The 17,063-nt window shown below is 72.0% G+C and carries 17 protein-coding genes; 11 read left to right on the plus strand and 6 right to left on the minus strand.

All coding sequences use genetic code 11. From position 1 onward, the window contains the following. Window positions 1-420: 420 nt before the first annotated feature. A complete protein-coding gene (locus tag FGE12_RS23920; protein ID WP_153868894.1) occupies window positions 421-756 on the minus strand; it encodes a hypothetical protein in 336 nt (111 codons plus the stop codon). Window positions 757-1,278: 522 nt separating this feature from the next. On the opposite strand from FGE12_RS23920, the gene FGE12_RS23925 reads away from it, so the two are divergent. From FGE12_RS23925 to FGE12_RS23935, 3 genes are read left to right on the plus strand one after another with little or no spacing between them, the layout of a single operon-like run. Next, window positions 1,279-2,388 carry a glucose 1-dehydrogenase gene (locus FGE12_RS23925; RefSeq protein WP_153868895.1) on the plus strand — a complete coding sequence of 370 codons (1,110 nt, stop codon included), beginning with the start codon at window positions 1,279-1,281 and terminating at the stop codon, window positions 2,386-2,388. Next, a complete protein-coding gene (locus FGE12_RS23930) occupies window positions 2,385-3,050 on the plus strand; it encodes a cyclase family protein (protein WP_153868896.1) in 666 nt (221 codons plus the stop codon). The genes FGE12_RS23925 and FGE12_RS23930 overlap by 4 nt, the downstream gene beginning before the upstream one ends. Further along, window positions 3,050-4,936 carry a glycoside hydrolase family 15 protein gene (locus FGE12_RS23935; protein ID WP_153868897.1) on the plus strand — a complete coding sequence of 629 codons (1,887 nt, stop codon included), beginning with the start codon at window positions 3,050-3,052 and terminating at the stop codon, window positions 4,934-4,936. Before FGE12_RS23930 ends, FGE12_RS23935 begins: the two co-directional genes overlap by 1 nt. A 13-nt stretch (window positions 4,937-4,949) precedes the next feature. Here FGE12_RS23935 and FGE12_RS23940 read toward each other — a convergent pair whose 3' ends face one another. Genes FGE12_RS23940 through FGE12_RS23950 form a run of 3 tightly spaced genes read right to left on the minus strand, consistent with a single transcriptional unit; the run spans window position 4,950 to window position 7,314 of the window. Then, complete coding sequence (locus FGE12_RS23940; RefSeq protein ID WP_153868898.1) at window positions 4,950-5,762, minus strand: TonB family protein; 813 nt, start codon at window positions 5,760-5,762, stop codon at window positions 4,950-4,952. An 8-nt stretch (window positions 5,763-5,770) separates the two neighbouring features. Beyond that, entirely contained in the window at window positions 5,771-6,556 is a 786-nt protein-coding gene (locus FGE12_RS23945) for an energy transducer TonB (protein WP_153868899.1), read from the minus strand. Further along, window positions 6,553-7,314: an energy transducer TonB gene (locus FGE12_RS23950; RefSeq protein WP_194798210.1), complete on the minus strand. Its 762-nt coding sequence runs from the start codon at window positions 7,312-7,314 to the stop codon at window positions 6,553-6,555. Before FGE12_RS23950 ends, FGE12_RS23945 begins: the two co-directional genes overlap by 4 nt. 117 nt (window positions 7,315-7,431) lie before the next feature. On the opposite strand from FGE12_RS23950, the gene FGE12_RS23955 reads away from it, so the two are divergent. Beyond that, window positions 7,432-7,779 carry a hypothetical protein gene (locus FGE12_RS23955; protein WP_153868901.1) on the plus strand — a complete coding sequence of 116 codons (348 nt, stop codon included), beginning with the start codon at window positions 7,432-7,434 and terminating at the stop codon, window positions 7,777-7,779. Between the two features lie 6 nt (window positions 7,780-7,785). Here the strand turns inward: FGE12_RS23955 and FGE12_RS23960 are convergent, their stop codons facing one another. Next, window positions 7,786-8,697, minus strand: a complete 912-nt coding sequence (locus FGE12_RS23960; protein ID WP_153868902.1) for an MBL fold metallo-hydrolase — start codon at window positions 8,695-8,697, stop codon at window positions 7,786-7,788. A 187-nt stretch (window positions 8,698-8,884) separates the two neighbouring features. On the opposite strand from FGE12_RS23960, the gene FGE12_RS23965 reads away from it, so the two are divergent. From FGE12_RS23965 to FGE12_RS23995, 7 genes are all read left to right on the plus strand, one after another. Continuing rightward, window positions 8,885-9,277, plus strand: a complete 393-nt coding sequence (locus tag FGE12_RS23965) for a response regulator (RefSeq protein WP_153868903.1) — start codon at window positions 8,885-8,887, stop codon at window positions 9,275-9,277. A 211-nt stretch (window positions 9,278-9,488) separates the two neighbouring features. After that, entirely contained in the window at window positions 9,489-11,054 is a 1,566-nt protein-coding gene (locus FGE12_RS23970) for a M4 family metallopeptidase (RefSeq protein ID WP_153868904.1), read from the plus strand. A 559-nt stretch (window positions 11,055-11,613) separates the two neighbouring features. Further along, entirely contained in the window at window positions 11,614-12,576 is a 963-nt protein-coding gene (locus FGE12_RS23975) for a DUF4382 domain-containing protein (protein WP_228531036.1), read from the plus strand. Between the two features lie 146 nt (window positions 12,577-12,722). Next, window positions 12,723-13,127, plus strand: coding sequence for a DUF1622 domain-containing protein (locus FGE12_RS23980; RefSeq protein ID WP_153868905.1), 405 nt, complete (start codon window positions 12,723-12,725; stop codon window positions 13,125-13,127). A gap of 8 nt (window positions 13,128-13,135) precedes the next feature. Then, window positions 13,136-13,402: a hypothetical protein gene (locus FGE12_RS23985; protein WP_153868906.1), complete on the plus strand. Its 267-nt coding sequence runs from the start codon at window positions 13,136-13,138 to the stop codon at window positions 13,400-13,402. 36 nt (window positions 13,403-13,438) lie between these two features. Further along, the gene (locus tag FGE12_RS23990; RefSeq protein WP_153868907.1) at window positions 13,439-14,320 is read left to right on the plus strand and encodes a formate/nitrite transporter family protein; all 882 of its coding nucleotides are present in this window, start codon (window positions 13,439-13,441) and stop codon (window positions 14,318-14,320) included. Window positions 14,321-14,502: 182 nt separating this feature from the next. Beyond that, complete coding sequence (locus tag FGE12_RS23995; protein ID WP_228531037.1) at window positions 14,503-15,396, plus strand: DUF4142 domain-containing protein; 894 nt, start codon at window positions 14,503-14,505, stop codon at window positions 15,394-15,396. Between the two features lie 55 nt (window positions 15,397-15,451). Here the strand turns inward: FGE12_RS23995 and FGE12_RS24000 are convergent, their stop codons facing one another. Continuing rightward, window positions 15,452-16,822 carry an RtcB family protein gene (locus tag FGE12_RS24000; RefSeq protein WP_153868908.1) on the minus strand — a complete coding sequence of 457 codons (1,371 nt, stop codon included), beginning with the start codon at window positions 16,820-16,822 and terminating at the stop codon, window positions 15,452-15,454. Window positions 16,823-17,063: the final 241 nt, after the last annotated feature.

Below are 17,063 nucleotides of genomic sequence, written 5' to 3' on the forward strand. Positions count from 1 at the left end.
CGATCCCCGAAGTGCTTTGAGTCATCCATCTCGCTTAATTTGCCTTCCATGATCCTGGATCCACGGAGCCTCTGGGCGCGAGGCTCGCTGCGGACGAAGGCTTCGGTGCTGGCGCTTTGCTTGGTGGGCCTCCTCGGGTGCATCCGGCATCTCACCTACATTGGAGCGCGCCGCGTTCCGCAGGAGAGCCTCGAGCGCCTCCATGCGCCGTGCACGAGCAACCGGGACTGCAACGAGTTCCAGAAGTGCCAGCCATCCCCTCAGGTGGCGGGCTCGTTCTGTGAGATCCCCTGCGAAGTCTCGCCCGGTGTCTTCGACGATCTCCGCTGTCCCGCTCCGCGTGGCTGCTACACGGAGCGTTCGTGCTGCGACGCAGGCATCGTGGGCTTCTGTCTCTAGCGGTGCTGAGACCTGTGCCAGCTAGAGATCTTCTGCGGTCGTGCCCTGCACCACGAGGGAGTCGAGGAACCACTCGGCCTCAGGGAAGGGATCCGCTTCGAGCGATACCGCCTGGAGCATCACGAGGCCGGTGCCCGCGATGACCCAGCGGTCGCGGAGCATGTCTCCCTGCGCTCGACTTCGCCACTCCCAGCCAGACCAGGGCGCGGGCAACGGCCTGAGCTCCTCCACCGGTATGCCTTTGACGAGGTCTTGCTTGAGCCTTTCGAGCTTCTCGGCCGGCGTCGCTGTCGCCTCGAAGGCGCTCGCATGCCACACGAACGACAGATATCTGCTGGCCCCGGTTTGATCCCACATGCAGCTGTAGCTGACGGTGTTGATGGGCCACGGTGCCGACGGCATCGTATGCGCGGGGCGGCACCACCCTCCGCTCGAGGCGGTCCCGTGGGCCTCACCCTCCGCGAGGATCGGCGGCGCGAGAAGGCTGAGTCCTGGCACAGGCTCCACGCGGACGAGGTCCCGCGGCGAGGGCCACACCGGCCGGGGTGGGGCTTCCGTCCGCGTCGTCGCGCAACCGAGAAGCAGCGACGCCGTGAGGCACAGGTGATTTGGGAGGGCTCTCATCTCGGGCCGGAGTCTCGCGTTCCCGAAGAGGGGCCGTCATGTGCGACCGAGAGGAACTTTGCAGAAGCCCAGCAGCCTGAGACCTGGAGGACATCCCGGGGTGGGCGCCATCACCTGGGCGAACAGCGGCTGAGGCCTCGAGCGAGCAGGCGTGCGGGCCCTCCATGGTCCGAGCGCTGCGGCCCCGCGCCCCGCGTCCCCATCTGAATCCCTTGTGTCCCCGGGCTGCGTAACTGGGGATGAAGGAGGCCCGTGATGAAGGCGCTCGCCGTGTTTCCGCAGCAGCGCACGCTGAAGATGGTGGATGCGCCGGAGCCGGGGCCGCTCGCGCCGGGGCAGGTGCGGGTGCGCACGCACGAGGTGGGCATCTGCGGCACGGACAAGGAGATCGCCTCCTTCCTCTACGGCACCCCGCCGCGCGGCAGCGACTTCCTCATCATGGGCCACGAGTGCCTCGGCGAGGTGCTGGAGGCAGGGGCGGGCGTGCAGGGCTTCGCGAAGGGAGACCTCGTCGTCCCGCGCGTGCGCAGGCCCTGCCCGCACACCGGCTGCCTCCCCTGCCGCCAGGGCCGCAGCGACTACTGCGTCACGGGCGACTACACGGAGCGCGGCATCGCGGGGGCACACGGCTTCGCGTGCGAGCAGTGGGTGGAGGACGCGCAGTACCTGCACAAGGTGGAGCGCACCCTGCGCCCGGTGGGCGTGCTCACCGAGCCGCTCACCATCGCGGAGAAGGCGCTGCTCACGGTCGACACGGTGCAGGCGCGCCTTCCGGGCCCGCGCGACATGCGCAGCGGCCGGCGCGCGCTGGTGCTGGGCAGCGGGCCGGTGGGCCTGCTGGGCGCGATGGCGCTCCTGCGCGCGGGCTACTCCGTGCACGTGTACGCGCGCACGCCCGCGCCCAACCCGAAGGCGGAGGCCGCCTCTCGCGTGGGCGCGCGCTACCTCTCGAGCCAGGAGGTGCCGGCCTCGCAGCTGCCCGCGCGCGCAGGGCCCCTGGACCTGGTGTACGAGGCGGCGGGGGCCTCGAGCACGGCCTTCGAGGTGCTGAAGGTGCTCGGGCCCAACGGCGTCTTCGTCTTCACCGGCGTGCCCGGGCGCAAGGAGCCGCTGAAGCTGGCCGGCGCGGAGCTGATGCGCGGGCTGGTGATGAAGAACCAGCTCGCGCTGGGCACGGTGAACGCGGGGCCGGATGCCTTCGCGGCCGCGGTGGCGGACCTCGGGCGCTTCGAGGCGCGCTGGCCCGGCGAGCTCGCGAAGCTCATCACCCACCGCCACCGCCCCGAGGAGGCCCCCGAGCTGCTGCGCAAGGGGCTCGGAGGCGGCATCAAGCACGTCCTCACTTTCACGGAGGCCGGGAGATGAGCGCGCTCTCCGAGGGCTGGGTGGACCTCTCGGTGCCCATCTCGCCGCGGTTACCGGTGTGGCCGGAGGATCCGCCGCTGCGCAACGCGCGCACCGCGAACATCCACCAAGGCGACCCCGCGAACGTCACCGAGCTGCGGATGAGCGCGCACTGCGGCACGCACGTGGACGCGCCGCTGCACTTCATCCCCGGGGCCCGTGCGGTGGACGCGCTGGACCTGCGCGCGCTGCTGGGCCCTGCGCGCGTGCTGCACCTGGACGATGCGCCGGAGGTGCGCGCGCGCTCGCTGCAGGAGGCGGCGCCGAAGCGCGGCGAGCGCCTGCTCTTGCGAACGCGCAACAGCGAGGGACCCTGGTGGGAGCAGCCCTTCAAAGAGGACTTCATCGGGCTGTCGCTGGACGCGGCGCGCGTGCTCGCGGAGGCGGGGGTGGCGTGCGTGGGGGTGGACTACCTCTCCGTGGCCGGCTTTCACGCGGATGGCGCGGCGGTGCATCGCACACTGCTGGAGGCAGGCGTGGTGGTCATCGAGGGGCTCGCGCTCGCAGCGCTCCCGCGCGAGGCGAGGGAGGTGGAGCTGCTGTGCCTGCCCCTGCGGCTGGTGGGGGCGGACGGCTCGCCCGTGCGCGCGCTCGCGCGGCCGCTGCCGGAGGGCGCGCGCTGATGGATGCTCCGAGACAAGAGCGCGACGTGGCGAGCGCGGAGGACGACTGGGTCCCGCGAAAGAGCGCGGCCATCGAGGACCACGGCGTCATCGGCGACCTGCGCACCTGCGCGCTGGTGAGCACGGACGGGACGCTGGACTGGCTGTGCTACCCGCACTTCGACAGCCCGGCGGTGTTCGCGCACCTGCTGGATCCGGTGAAGGGAGGGCTGTACCGCATCGCGCCCGAGCAGCGCGGGCACGTGCGCAAGCAGTTCTACTGGCCGGAGACGAACGTGCTCGTCACCCGCTTCCTCTCCGAGGAGGGCGTGGGCGAGCTCTACGACTTCATGGTGCTGGACGCGGAGCTGAAGCAGCAGCGGCGCGTGGTGCGCGCGGTGCGGGTGGTGCGCGGCAGCATGAGCTTCCGGCTGCACTGCGAGCCCGCGTGCGACTTCGCCCGCGACCCCCACCGTGCGGAGCGCATCCCCGGCGGCGTGCGCTTCAAGTGCGAGTCCCTGTGCCTCGCGCTCGCGAGCCAGGTGCCCCTGAAGGTGGAGGGCCGCGCGGCGGTCGCGCGCTTCAGCCTGGAGGCGGGCGAGGTGGCGGTGTTCTCGCTCGAGGAGAGCGACCGCGACACCTGCCACGCGAGCGCCTTCGACAAGGCCAAGGGCGAGGCCATGTTCCAGGAGACGGTGGCCTACTGGCGCCACTGGGTGGGCGGCTGCACGTACACGGGGCGCTGGCGCGAGGTGGTGCACCGCTCGGCGCTGGCGCTCAAGCTGCTCACCTTCGAGCCCACGGGGGCCATCGTCGCCGCGCCCACCTGCAGCCTGCCCGAGGCGATGGGCGGCAAGCGCAACTGGGACTACCGCTACACGTGGATCCGCGACGCGGCCTTCACCGTGTACGGGCTCTTGCGCATCGGCTTCACGCGCGAGGCGGGGCGCTTCATGGGCTGGCTCGAGGAGCGCTGCAAGGAGCTGGGGCCGGATGGCTCGCTGCAGATCATGTACGGCCTGGACGGCCGCCACGTGCTGGACGAGGAGCACCTCACGCACCTGAGCGGCCACAAGGGAAGTGCCCCCGTGCGCGTGGGCAACGACGCGTACAAGCAGCTGCAGCTCGACATCTACGGCGAGCTGATGGACTCGGTGTACCTGTACAACAAGCACGGCGTGCCCATCAGCTACGACCTGTGGCGCCACCTGCGCAGGCTGGTGAACTGGGTGTGCGACCACTGGCGCGAGCAGGACGACGGCATCTGGGAGGTGCGCGGCGGGCGCAAGCACTTCGTGTACTCGAAGGTGATGTGCTGGGTGGCGCTGGACCGCGCGCTGCGGCTCGCGGACAAGCGCAGCTTCCCGGCGGACCGGCGGCGCTGGCTCGAGGTGCGCGACCAGATCTACGAGGAGGTGCTCGAACTGGGCTGGAGCGAGGAGCGCGGCGCCTTCCTGCAGGCGTACGGCGTGGACTCCCTGGACGCGGCGAACCTGATCATGCCGCTGGTGTTCTTCATCAGCCCCGGCGACCCGCGCCTGCTCAAGACGCTCGAGGCCACGCTGCGCATGCCCAAGGACGGCGGCCTCGTGTCCGACAGCCTCGTGTACCGCTACGACCTGGACCGCACCCCGGACGGGCTGGAGGGCGTGGAGGGCACCTTCAACCTGTGCACCTTCTGGCTCGTGGAGGCGATGACCCGCGCCGGCGTGGCCGAGCGCAAGTACCTGGGCCACGCGCGCCTGATGTTCGAGCGCATGCTCGGCTACGCGAACCACCTGGGGCTCTACGCCGAGCAGATCGGCCCCTCGGGCGAGGCGCTGGGCAACTTCCCCCAGGCCCTCACCCACCTCTCGCTCATCAGCGCGGCGTTCAACCTGGACCGCGCGCTGGGGCACCGCGACTGAGGGGGCGGGGGCTTCAGCCCTTGGGCACGTTGAACTGCACCGTGAAGGTGTAGTCCACCTCCAGCGGCTTGCCGCGGTAGAGCACGGGCGTGTAGCGGTGGGTGGCGAAGGCGTCGAGCGCCATCTGGTCCAGCTCGGGAATCGAGCGCAGCACGGCGCAGTCGCGCAGGGTGCCCTCGACGGTGATGCGGCAGCGCACCTGCATGACACCCGCGACGTGCTTCGCGAGAGCCTCCTGGGTGTACTGCATGGGCCGGCCGGCCAGCTTGCGCGGCGTGGTCATCTCCGCCACGTCCACGAAGCCGCGAGCCCCGCCCTCGTCGAAGAGGGGGCTGTTCCAGGCGGGATCCATGGACGGCGGCCGCTCACGTGCCGGAGCCTCCGACGGGGGCGGGAGCGCGCTGCCGGGAGGCAGGAAGTAGAAGTAGGCGCTGACGCTCACGCCGTCCGGGGGACTGAAGGGGATCCACCCCGAGAGGCGCGCACCCAGGCAGCGCTCGAAGGCGAGGGCGAAGGGCGAGAGCGGCCGCGCCTTCTCGTCCGCGGCGTCCGGAGGACCGGCGAAGAGGAAGCGGTTGCGGGCGCGGTCGTAGCGGACGGCGGACGGCGCGTCGGGGCCCTGCGGCGCGCTCTGCGCGGCGGCCTCCTGGTAGCAGGCGTACACGTCCCCGTTGTGCCTCACGATGCGCGCACGCACGTCGGCCGAGTACGGAGGCTCGTCGAACTGCTGCGGGCCCGACGGCAGGCGCACGGCGGGGGCGAGGCTGCTGCACGCAGCGGTGAGCAGCAAGAGGCCGAGGGCGGAGCGGAGCGGGAGTCGGGTCATGGGGGCGCTCACCGGGGATGCTTGAGCTGGATGACGAAGGTGTAGTCCACGTTGAGGGGCGTGCCCTCGAAGGTGAGCGGGGTGTAGCGCGAGCCGGCCAGGGTGCGCAGCACGGCCTCCTCCATGTCTGGCAGCGGCTTCGCGATGCGGCAGTCCTCCAGGGTCCCCGCCCAGGTGAGCACGCACTTCACCACCATCACGCCCTCCACGCCGTGCACCAGCGCCTCCTGGGTGTACTGGATGCGCTCACCGCTGAGGCGGCGGGGCCGTCCGAGCTGCTCCCGGAAGGCGTAGACGTCGCGGGTCCGGTCGGGGACGGTGCCGGGCGCCAGTGTCGTCGCGTTCACGCGATCGGGCGCGCGGTTGCTCACCTCGATCGAAGGCGGCGGGCCTCCGGGCGTGAAGCGGACGCGCACCCAGGCGGCCGCGTACTCCAGGCTGACCTGGGCCGGCAGCGGCTCGCGGCGCAGGCGCTCGAGAAGGCACTGCTCGAAGGCGCTCAGGAAGGGCGAGCTCGACCTGCGTGGGAAGTAGGCGATCCCGGGCGACACGTAGAGCGGGCTGGTGGCGAGCGCCTCTTCGGGAGCGCCCTGGCTGCGCGCCTGCGCCTCACACGCCTGCAGCTCGTCGCTGCGCCCGCCTAGCACCTGGCGCACGTGCTGCGCGTAGGCGGGGTCGAGGTCCAACGAGACCGCGGGCGGCACCCACCCCGCGCGCGCCGGCGCGGGCGCATGGCTGCACGCGGCGCCGAGCAGCAGCGCGGCGAGCGCGGAACGGAGCAGGGGTCGGTTCATGGAGGGGTTCCGCGCGTCAGGCGCAGCTGGATGGTGAGGGTGTAGTCCACGTTGATGGGCGTCCCCTCGAAGGTGGCCGGCGCGAAGCGCGTGGTGGCCAGGGAGCGCAGCACGGGCTCTTCCATGTAGGCCAGCGGCTTCACGATGCGGCAGTCCTCGAGGGTGCCCGTCCACGTGACCACGCACTTCACGACCATCACCCCTTCCACGCCGCGCACCATCGCCTCCTGCGTGTACCGGATGGGCTCGCCGCTGAGGTGCCTGACCGACACCTCCTTCGAGTAGGCAAAGACGTCGCGGGCGGGGTCGGGGAGGGTGCCGGGCTGCAGCTCCGCGTTCACCCGCTCCGGCGCGGTGCCGCTCACCTCGAGCACGGGCTGCTGCCCCCCCGCTGCGAACTGGAAGCGCACCCAGGCCGCCGCGTACTCGCCCGTCGGCGCAGGCGGGGGCTGGCTGCGCAGCCGCTCCACCACGCACTGCTCGAAGGCCTTCAAGAAGGGCGAGCGAGAGCTGCGCGGGACATAGGCGAACAGCGGCGACACGTAGAGCGGGCTGGTGATGAGCGCGGCATCCGGCGTGGCCTGACCGCGCGCAGTGGCCGCGCACGCGTGCAGCTCCTCGCGGCGCGCCCGCAGCGCCTCGCGCACGCGCTCCACGTAGGGGACCTCGGGGTCGGAAGGGAGTGCTCTCTGCTTGGGCGCGTGGCTACAGGCGGCGGTGAGCAGCAGGAGGCCGGAGAGAACGTGGAGGGGGCGCATGGGAGCGAAGCGGATACCACCGCGCGCCAGCGCACGAAAAGCCCACCCCGCACGTGACATGCGCGCCCGAGCGCATAACGTGGGCTCCGGTAGCCGACCCGGGGGGAGCTGCGCCACATGAGCATCCAGCAGAAAGACTACATCCAGCGCCTCATCGAGCAGCTCGCGGACGCGCTCGCGTCCCTGCTCAAGAAGCGGCGCGCGAAGCAGCACGCCGAGGCGCGCGCCCTGGTGGGAGACAGCTGCCGCGAGCTGCTGGGCATGGAGTACGAGGTGCTCACCTCCGTGGACCCGCGCAGCGCCGCCGAGCTGCTCGGCCACCCCGCCCGCGTGCGCGCGCTCGCGCAGCTCGTGCACGAGGACGCCTTCGCGCTCGAGGGGCTGGGCGACTCCGTGGCCGCGGACGCGCGCATGTCGCTCGCCGCGCAGCTGGAGGGCGAGGCGCAGCGGCTCGAGCGCGGGTAGGACGCCCTAGGAGTGCAGGTGCGGCCCCGGCGCGGTCCAGCCGAGCGGGGCGCGCGTGGGCGGGTGCAGCAGGAGCTCGCTCCTCGCCTCCTCGCGCTGCAGCAGCTCCAGCTCCACCTTGTCGTGGGCGCAGAACACCGTGACCTCCTCGCCGTGGCGGCGCACCAGCTCGCGCAGCCGCTCCTGGTTGCCCAGCCGCAGGGCGCGGTCCTTCTCCATCAGGCGCTGGTAGAAGCGCAGGCCCGGCGTGCAGCGCGGGTGGGTGGGGTTCATCTCCTCGCGGAAGAAGTACGCGTCGCCCGCGTGCAGCAGCCAGTCGTCGCCGCGCTTCACCGCCACGCCCGCGTGGCCCTGCGTGTGCCCGGGCAGCGGCACCAGGAGGATCTCCGGCGGCAGCCCCTGCAGGTCGCGCACCGCCTCGAAGTCGAACCAGCGCTCACCCTGCTCGGGGTAGGGCAGCCAGCGCCCCACGCTCTGCCACTGCTGCGGGCGGAAGCGGCGCCGGTCCAGGGGCGTGCCCTGCGCCACCGCGCTGCGCGCCTCCTGCTCCAGCAGGTGCACGCGGGCGCGCGGGAAGTCGTCCAGGCCGCCCGCGTGGTCGAAGTCCAGGTGCGTGAGCACGATGTCCGTCACGTCCTCGGGCGCGAAGCCCAGCCGCTGCAGCTGCCGCACCGCCGTGTCCTCCTCCACCAGCCGCGGGCGGCACAGGCTGTAGAGGAACACCGGCGCGAGCCGCGGCCGCGGGCGCAGCACGTCCTGCAGCCCGAAGCCGGTGTCCACCAGCACGAGCCGGTCCGGCAGCTCCAGCAGGAGGCAGTGGCAGGCGAGCTCCGCGGGCCCGTGCGCCCCGGGGCGCCCGTCCATCAGCCGCCCCCCGGGAGGGCACATCGTGATGCAGTCGAGGTGGTGGATGCGCATGCCCCGAAGGTGGGCAGGCACGCGCGCCCGGGCATCCGGCCTCCCCAACCCCCCCACCCACCGCCCCCATCCCTGCCCCGACACCGAGGGAGCGCCCATCCGCGCGGGCGACGCACCCGGGGGGGATGGCCATTAGAAGAGAGGGGATGGGACGAACTCTGGACAACCGTGACCCAGGAGGCGGCTGATGCCGGTGCGCAGCTCGGTGCTCTTCGTGAACGACGAGGCGCTGCTCGCCCGGGCGGTCCAGCGCGAGCTGCGCGGCCACTTCGAGTGCCAGGTGGCCCTGGGCCGCAGCGACGCCCTGCCCCTGCTGGAGGCGCAGGACTTCGACTTCGTGGTGGCCGACTTCCTTCTCGCGGACGGCAACGGCGTGGACCTGCTGCGCGAGGTGGCGGGCCGCTGGCCGCGCTGCCGCCGCATCCTCGTCAGCGCCCACCTGGACCTCAGCCCCTTCGAGAGCGCCCAGGCCGCGGGCCTGATGCACGCCCTGCTGCGCAAGCCCTGGGGCCCCGGCGAGCTGCTGCACACCCTGCAGGGCCTCGACGCGCGCCGCCCCCGCCTCGACTCCGCGACCTGAAACAGGGCAGCCCGTGTAGGGAGATGTCCTCGAATGCATAGAGGGCCTGCCCTGGAGGCGGACGGTGGAGTGCGCGTGTCCCGCTCCGCTGTCCGAACTTCGGTCAGTGCTCGCGGAGAATTTTCGTAACGCCGCAGAACTCCTGGCTCGCGGAAACGGGCCGGCTTCTTGCTCAGGGGCAGCGCTCACCTCTGCATCGGAGCCTGCCCGCATGAAGCGTTCCCTCCTCGCAGCCCTCACCACCCTCCTGCTCGCCGGTTGCGGCGACGCCGGCAGCAGCAGCGCCACCCTCTCCTCGTCCCGCGAGCTGATGGGCGCGGAGCGCACCGCGGCCGCCACGCGCGCGCTGCAGAGCGTGAAGGGGCTGGGCCTGGCCTCGCGCTTCGACGCGGCGGACCTGGACGTGAGCGCCGCGGTGGCGGACGACTCGGGCCGCGAGCACGTGCGCTTCGCGCGCGCCCACCGCGGGCTGCGCGTCATCGGCGGTGACGTGGTGCTGCACCTCTCGGCGGGCGGCACGCTCGAGGAGCTCTCGGGCAACGACGTGAACCTCGCGCCGCTCTCGCTCGAGCCCAAGGTGGACGCGGCCGCGGCCACCGTCACCGCCGAGGCCGCCTTCGGCGCGGGCCAGGTGGGCAGCTCCAGCGCGGAGCTGGTGGTGAACGCGCGCACGCCGGCGCCCACGCTCGCGTACGAGGTGCGCGTGGACGGCTTCCGCGAGGACGGCACCCCGAGCGAGCGCCACATCCTGGTGGATGCGCTCACCGGCCGCGTGCAGGAGCAGTGGGACGACATCCACACCGCGGGCGCGGTGGGCACGGGCAAGTCGCTCTACTCGGGCACCGTGTCGCTCAACACCAACAGCATCACGGGCGGCTTCGAGCTGCGCGACACCACGCGCGGCAACGGCTTCTACACCCTCAACATGAACAGCCGCACCAGCGGCGGCAGCATCTTCACCGACGCGGACAACGCCTGGGGCAGCGGCACCACGGCGGACGCCGCGAGCGCCGCGGTGGACGCGCACTACGGCCAGGCGAAGACCTACGACTTCTACAAGAACGTGCTCGGCCGCAACGGCATCGATAACGCGGGCGGCGTGGGCTACAGCCGCGTGCACTACAGCCGCCGCTACAACAACGCCTTCTGGTCCGACAGCTGCTTCTGCATGACCTACGGCGACGGCGACGGCAGCTCCTTCGTCTCGCTCGTCTCGCTGGACATCGCGGGCCACGAGATGAGCCACGGCGTGACCAGCCGCTCGGCGAACCTCACCTACTCCGGCGAGAGCGGCGGCCTCAACGAGGGCACCAGCGACATCTTCGGCGCCATGGTCGAGTACTACGCCGGCAACAACCCGAACTACCTCATCGGCGAGCAGACCTACACGCCGAGCCGCGCCGGGGACGCGCTGCGCTACATGTACAAGCCCAGCCTCGATGGGTCCTCGCCGGACTGCTACGTCTCCACCATCGGCTCGCTGGACGTGCACTACTCGAGCGGCGTGGCCAACCACGCCTTCTACCTCATCGCCGAGGGCTCCAACCCCGCCAGCGGCCCCGCCAGCCCCACCTGCAACGGCAGCACCGTCACCGGCGTGGGCCGCGATGCGGCGGCCAAGATCTGGTACCGCGCCCTCACCGTGTACATGACCTCGTCCACCAACTACGCGGGCGCGCGCCAGGCCACCCTCAAGGCGGCCGCGGACCTCTTCGGCGCCTCGAGCAGCCAGTACGCCTCGGTGGCCGCCGCCTGGAGCGCCGTCAGCGTGAACTAGCGCCGTCCTCCCCTGGGGAGCTCTGCCCCAGGGGGCCCGTCCGAAACGGGGACAGTGGAGCATGGATGTCCCATGCTCCCTGTCCGAATTCCGGACAGAACCCTCCGACAGCCTTTGCAAGTGGCTGGAAGGATTGGGTTTCGCGCCTTGGCAGGCTTCCTGCTCAAGGGTCGCGGCACTCGCGGGGCAGCCTGCCGCGGGGCGCGCTTCGCAGCTCCCATTCATGCGCGCGTGGGGTGGCCGCCTGGTGCGGGCCCCGCGTGGCGCGGGAGAAGCGGGCGGGCTCCAGCCAGGGTTCACGGGTGAGAGAGACGATGTCTGGAGGGCCGGGCTCCCGGGAGGGGGGACCGGCCCTCTGCTTTTTCAGGCCGCCTCCGCCCTTTCCGCGCCCGCTGCGCGCGCCTGCCGCCCCCTCCTCACCTGCACCTTCCCCCTCCCACCCGCCCGGCGTGCGCCGCGTGGTCGGCGGGAGGGGAAGGGGGTCTTTTGCGGGTAACCCAGTAGCGCCCCGGATGCGGACGGCCGGTCCCGCCGGGGCCTCCCCAAGGACTCCGACACCATGTTGAACCTGCGCACCGCGAAGTTCCTCACCTCCACGCTGCTCGCACTCGCCCTCACCGCTTGCGGCGGGGAGCAGAAGGTGACCGTGAAGCTGACGGACGCCCCGGGCGACACCTTCGAGAAGGCCGTCGTCACCATCTCCAAGGTCTACCTGAAGGGCAGCGTCGAGGGCTCCGCCTCGGACAACGCGAAGGACGAGGACAAGGGCAGCAAGGGCGACGTGGTGCTGCTCGACACGCCCGTCACCACGGACCTGCTCACGCTGGCCAACGACACCGCGGACCTGGTGAAGGACGCGCGCGTGCCGACCGGCACCTACAAGGAGCTGCGCTTCGTCATCACGGGCGCCTACGTGCAGGTGAAGGAGGACGGGGCGAGCCGCATCTACGCGAGCTCGGCGGACTACGCCGGCCTGCCCGCGGGCGCGCACGTGGACGGCCCGCTGCAGCTGCCCAGCCTGGCCACCAGCGGCCTCAAGGTGAAGTTCGACAAGGACGCGGACGTGTCCGTCACCAGCGAGGGTGACCAGCAGGTCATCCTGGTGGACTTCAACGTGGCGCAGAGCTTCGGCCACGCGGCCGGCGTGGACAAGAAGTGGGTCATGCACCCGGTGATCAAGGGCGCGGACCTGCAGCTCAGCGGCAACGTGAAGGTCACCGTCACCCCGGCCCAGGGCGTGGTGCTCTCGCAGGCGGGCGCGCTCGAGGCGGTGCTCGTCTCGGTGGACGCGGACACCGGCGCCGAGACGCGCGAGCCGCTCGCCCTCAGCGCCGGCACGGACGGCACCTGGAGCGCGGACTTCAAGTACCTGCTGCCCGGCAGCTACCAGGTGGACCTGCAGGCCGCCGCGGGCGCGACCTTCAGCACCACGCCTGGCCACCCGACGAGCGCCACCGTGGGCTCCGGCGCCCAGGCGGACGTGGCCTTCACGCTCACCTCGTTCGAGCTCCCCGCGCTGTAAGGACTCCCCCCTCCGAGCTCGCGGGCAGCTCCCCTGGGGCCCCCGGCGCGCGCTGCGTGCCGGGGGCCCTGTTGTTTTCGGGGGGGCAGGAGAGGGTTCCAGGGGGTCCCTCGACTCGCACGGCGGGCGTGCACAGCTTGCACCCCATGTCCGGGGTGCTGAGCGAGGAGTGGCTGCGGCAGGCGGTGTTCCTGCTGGTGCGCCTGGTGGAGGCGGCCGGCGCGCTGGTCATCTTCAGCGGCGCGGCGGTGGGCTTCGTGCGCTTCGTGTGGGCGGCCCTGAGCGCCCGCAGCGCCGCGCGCTTCACCCCGGTGCGCCTGGACGTGGGGCGCTTCCTCGCGCTCGGGCTCGAGTTCCAGCTCGCCTCGGACCTGCTGCGCACCGCCGTGGCGCCCACCTTCGAGGAGATCGGCAAGCTGGCGGCGGTGGCGGCCATCCGCACCGCGCTCAACTACTTCCTGAGCCGCGAGATCGGCGAGGAGCGCGCGGAGATCGAGCGCGCCCGCGGAGAGGCGCCCTCTGGCGCCGGCGCCGCGCGCCCGCCTCCGTGAGCCGCGCCATGGCCCCGCTCTTCGACACGCTCGCGCTGCTCGCCTCGATGGCGGGGCTCGCCTGCGCGCTCGCGGGGACGGCGGCGCGCGCGCCCCGCGCCGGGCTCGCGATGATGCTGGACCTGTGGGTGGCGGCGGGGCTGCTGCGGCTCGCCGGGGCGCCGGACTGGCGGCGGGTGCTCGCCGCCGCGCTGCTGGTGCTGGTGCGCAAGCTGGTCACGCGGGCACTGGCCCGCGCGGCGCTGCGGGCCCACTTGCATCCGGGAGGCCACTGAAGCCGGGGGCTTCCCCGGAAGGAGCGGCGAGGGCGCATGGCGCAAGACGAGAAGGGCAGCTCGCAGGAGCCGAAGGAGCCCGCGGACGCGGACGAGGCGGCCGAGCGCGAGGCGCAGGAGGACCACCCGCGCGAGGCGGCGCAGAAGAGCTACCACACGGTGCTCGAGCAGCTCATCTCCCAGGCGGAGGAGGAGCTGCAGCGCCCGGTGCTGGCGCTCGCGCTCTCCAGCCTCTCGGCGGGGCTGGACCTGGGCTTCGGGCCGCTCGCCATGGCGGTGCTGCGCACGAAGTTCAGCGGCGTGTGGCCCGAGCCCACGGTGGAGCTCGGCGCGGCGGCGCTCTACGCGCTGGGCTTCGTGTTCGTGGTGCTCGGGCGCTCGGCGCTCTTCACCGAGCACACCACCTCCGCGGTGCTCCCGGTGTTCGCGGGGCGCGCGAGCGTGGGGCAGCTGCTGCGGCTGTGGGGCGTGTGCTACGCGGCGAACCTGGTGGGCGCGGCGATCATCGCGGCCGCGGGCGCCTGGCTCGGCCCCGCGCTCGGAGTGGCCGAACCGCAGGCCTTCGGGCACATCGCCGGGAAGCTGGTGCACCCCACCAGCGGCGTGCTCTTCGCGAGCGCGGTGGCGGCCGGCTGGCTCATGGGGCTGCTCAGCTGGCTGGTGACGGCGGGGCGCGACACGGTGAGCCAGACCTTCTTCGTCTTCCTCGCCACCTTCTTCATCGGGCTGCTGGGGCTGCACCACTGCATCGCCGGCACCATCGAGGTGCTGCTCGGCGTGTTCAGCGGCGAGGGTGCGAGCCTCGCGGGCTACGGGCGCTTCCTGCTGCTCGCCACGCTGGGCAACATCCTGGGCGGCTCGGTGTTCGTGGCGCTGCTCAAGTACGGCCACATCCGCGGCGCGGCGCGCGCCAGCTGAGACACCCCGTGCAGGCGGGCAGGCGCAGCGAGCGCTGCTGCCTCTGCCCCCCGCAGGGCAGGGGAGGAAGCAGGCCCGTCGGCAGGCCACCCTTCCGTGGGCCGTGGCGGGCGCCCACCTTGCTCCCGCCACCCGTACAAACCCGTATGGGCTTTCACACCCCGTTCCAGGAGAACCACCCCATGAAGCGTTCCCTCCAGGCAGCCCTCCTCGCCGGCTCTCTCGCCCTCGGCACCTCCGCCTTTGCCCAGAGCGACTCTGCCTCCGCGCAGGGCCAGATGAAGGGCCAGGCCAACAAGATGGAATCCAAGGCCGACAAGTCGATGGACAAGTCGATGAAGGAGATGAAGGGCGCCACGAAGGGCATGGCCGAGCACATGGGCTTCATGATCCCCACCGACGCCAAGGCCTTCATGGAGCGCCTGCACTTCACCAACCAGTCCGAGATCAAGGAGGCGAAGCTCGCGCAGCAGAAGAGCCAGAACGCGGACGTGAAGAGCTACGCCCAGCAGATGGAGCAGGAGCACACCCAGGCGGACCAGAAGCTCATGTCCTACGCGCAGAGCAAGGGCATGAAGCTCGCGGACATGCCCAAGCCCATGAACGACATGGAGAAGAAGGCCATGGCGGCCCACAAGGCCACGATGGAGGAGCTGGAGGCGATGCAGGGCACGCCCTTCGACTCCAAGTACCTCGCCACGCAGGTCGCCGCGCACGACATGGCGATCGGCAAGGTGATGGCCGCGCAGGCCGAGATGAAGAGCGCCGACGCGCAGATGACCCAGATGCTCAGCGAGCTCTCGCAGAAGCTGCCGATGCACCGGCAGATGGCCTACGCGGCGCTGGGCAAGCTCGGCTCGCAGATGAAGATGGGCGCCACGGGCGGCAGCGGCTCGGACTCCTCCTCCGGCAGCGCGAGTGACACCTCCAGCACCGGCGGCAGCGGCTCGGGCTCCATGAGCGACACCTCGGGCACCGGCGGCGCGGGCAGCATGAGCGACACGGGCAGCAGCACCGGCAGCAGCATGAGCGACACCTCGGGCACCGGCGGCAGCGGCACCAGCGACTCGCAGTAGTGCTGCACGTCTCTCTCGCCTCTCCCTCCTTCGCGAGGGAGAGGGGACGGGCGCGCTAGTCCGCGCCCTTGATGCAGGCGATGGGGCGCAGGCGCTGGTGCACGCGCGCGAGCCCCGCCGCCTCCACCGCCTCGAGCACGTCGTCGAGGTTCTTGTAGCAGGGGCCGCTCTCGTCGAGCGGCGTCGTGCGGGTGCTGAGCAGGATGCCCGCCTCCTGCATGCGCCGGTCGGTCTCGCCCTGGCTCAAGCTGCGCTTCGCCTCGGCGCGGCTCATGCGGCGGCCTGCGCCGTGGTTCACCGAGTGGATGCTCTTCTCGCTGCCAGCTTCGGCGAAGAGGATGGCGCTGCCGGTCTCCATGGAGCCGGGGATGAGGATGGGGTGGCCGGTGCCCGCCCAGGTGGTGCCGCGCAGCGCCGGGTGCCCCGCGGGAAAGGCGCGCGTGCTGCCCTTGCGCGCCACGAAGCGCCCCGCCTCCTTCTGGATGAGGTTGTGCGAGATCTCGTAGTAGATGTCCGCCGTCCCGCCGAACACCTCCTCGAGCGCCGCGGCCACCGCCTCGCCGATGATCAGCCGGTTCGCGACGGCGAAGTTCGCGGCCATGTTGTGCAGGTTCCAGTAGTCGCGGCCCATGCGGCTGTCCGCGTCCAGCCACACGAAGTCCTCGCTGTGGCGGCGCAGGCCGAGCGCGTGCGCGCCCTCGATGAAGAAGTGCTTCGCGATGTTCCAGCCGAAGCCGCGGCTGCCGGTGTGCAGCATCACCCACACGTGGCCGTCCTGGTCCACCTGCATCTCGGTGAAGTGGTTGCCGCCGCCGAGCGAGCCCAGCTGCTCGCGCTTGCCCGCCGCGCGCTCGGGGATGTCCACGCGGTCGTCCTCCACCGGGAGGAAGTCGCGCTCGGTGGTGCTGTTGGTGCGGCCCAGCGCCTTGGCGCCGTGGCGCACCACCTCGGCGAAGGTCTTCGCGCTCACGCTGCGCTGCTTCTGCACGCGGCTCGCGCCCACGCCCACCGCGATGCGCTTCGTCACCTCGTCGATCCACCGGCGCCGCTTCTGCGCGTCCGCCACGTCCTCGGCCATCAGCGTGGTGCGCAGCTGCACCATGCCGCAGCCGATGTCGTAGCCGGCCGCCGTGGGCAGCAGGATGCCCTCCGTCTCCACCGCCGTGCCGATGGGCACCCCGTAGCCGAGGTGGCAGTCCGGGGTGACGGCCACGCGGGTGACACCCGGGAAGGAGGCCGCGTTCACCACCTGGTCGAACACGCTCTCCTCCAAGCCCTGCGGGCCCGGCAGGCCCGGCGCCTCCGGCCCCTCGCCGAAGAGCAGCTTGTCGGTGAGGAACAGGTCCGCGTGCACCTTCATCGTCTTGGTGCGCGGCAGCACCCAGTGCCCCTCGCCCTGCCGCTCCAGGGTCTCCTTCCAGCCCATGCGCGCCTCTTGGTTCAGGTTCGGGTTCCGGCGGTAAGTCTTGCCCGCCGCCTCTGTACAACCTGCAGCCTCGGGCGCGCGCGCGGAGGCCCCGGGCGGCGCCTCCCGCGCCCCTGCGGGCCCGCGTGCCCGGCGTACCCCCAGGCGGCCGGGCACGCTCCGGGGCGGGAGACGTCCGCTGCCAGTCGTGGCGCGCCCCTCCGCTGTCCGCCACCGGACCCCGCGCGCCCCCGGCCCCGGC

It is taken from the genome of Aggregicoccus sp. 17bor-14 (assembly GCF_009659535.1).
Classification (GTDB): Bacteria; Myxococcota; Myxococcia; order Myxococcales; family Myxococcaceae; genus Aggregicoccus.

Bases quoted from the DNA above. Each gene is read 5' to 3' on its own strand.
- FGE12_RS23920 (WP_153868894.1), bottom strand. From the start codon at position 756: ATGTGGGATCAAACCGGGGCCAGCAGATATCTGTCGTTCGTGTGGCAT.
- FGE12_RS23925 (WP_153868895.1), top strand. From the start codon at position 1,279: ATGAAGGCGCTCGCCGTGTTTCCGCAGCAGCGCACGCTGAAGATGGTG.
- FGE12_RS23930 (WP_153868896.1), top strand. From the start codon at position 2,385: ATGAGCGCGCTCTCCGAGGGCTGGGTGGACCTCTCGGTGCCCATCTCG.
- FGE12_RS23935 (WP_153868897.1), top strand. From the start codon at position 3,050: ATGGATGCTCCGAGACAAGAGCGCGACGTGGCGAGCGCGGAGGACGAC.
- FGE12_RS23940 (WP_153868898.1), bottom strand. From the start codon at position 5,762: ATGACCCGACTCCCGCTCCGCTCCGCCCTCGGCCTCTTGCTGCTCACC.
- FGE12_RS23945 (WP_153868899.1), bottom strand. From the start codon at position 6,556: ATGAACCGACCCCTGCTCCGTTCCGCGCTCGCCGCGCTGCTGCTCGGC.
- FGE12_RS23950 (WP_194798210.1), bottom strand. From the start codon at position 7,314: ATGCGCCCCCTCCACGTTCTCTCCGGCCTCCTGCTGCTCACCGCCGCC.
- FGE12_RS23955 (WP_153868901.1), top strand. From the start codon at position 7,432: ATGAGCATCCAGCAGAAAGACTACATCCAGCGCCTCATCGAGCAGCTC.
- FGE12_RS23960 (WP_153868902.1), bottom strand. From the start codon at position 8,697: ATGCGCATCCACCACCTCGACTGCATCACGATGTGCCCTCCCGGGGGG.
- FGE12_RS23965 (WP_153868903.1), top strand. From the start codon at position 8,885: ATGCCGGTGCGCAGCTCGGTGCTCTTCGTGAACGACGAGGCGCTGCTC.
- FGE12_RS23970 (WP_153868904.1), top strand. From the start codon at position 9,489: ATGAAGCGTTCCCTCCTCGCAGCCCTCACCACCCTCCTGCTCGCCGGT.
- FGE12_RS23975 (WP_228531036.1), top strand. From the start codon at position 11,614: ATGTTGAACCTGCGCACCGCGAAGTTCCTCACCTCCACGCTGCTCGCA.
- FGE12_RS23980 (WP_153868905.1), top strand. From the start codon at position 12,723: ATGTCCGGGGTGCTGAGCGAGGAGTGGCTGCGGCAGGCGGTGTTCCTG.
- FGE12_RS23985 (WP_153868906.1), top strand. From the start codon at position 13,136: ATGGCCCCGCTCTTCGACACGCTCGCGCTGCTCGCCTCGATGGCGGGG.
- FGE12_RS23990 (WP_153868907.1), top strand. From the start codon at position 13,439: ATGGCGCAAGACGAGAAGGGCAGCTCGCAGGAGCCGAAGGAGCCCGCG.
- FGE12_RS23995 (WP_228531037.1), top strand. From the start codon at position 14,503: ATGAAGCGTTCCCTCCAGGCAGCCCTCCTCGCCGGCTCTCTCGCCCTC.
- FGE12_RS24000 (WP_153868908.1), bottom strand. From the start codon at position 16,822: ATGGGCTGGAAGGAGACCCTGGAGCGGCAGGGCGAGGGGCACTGGGTG.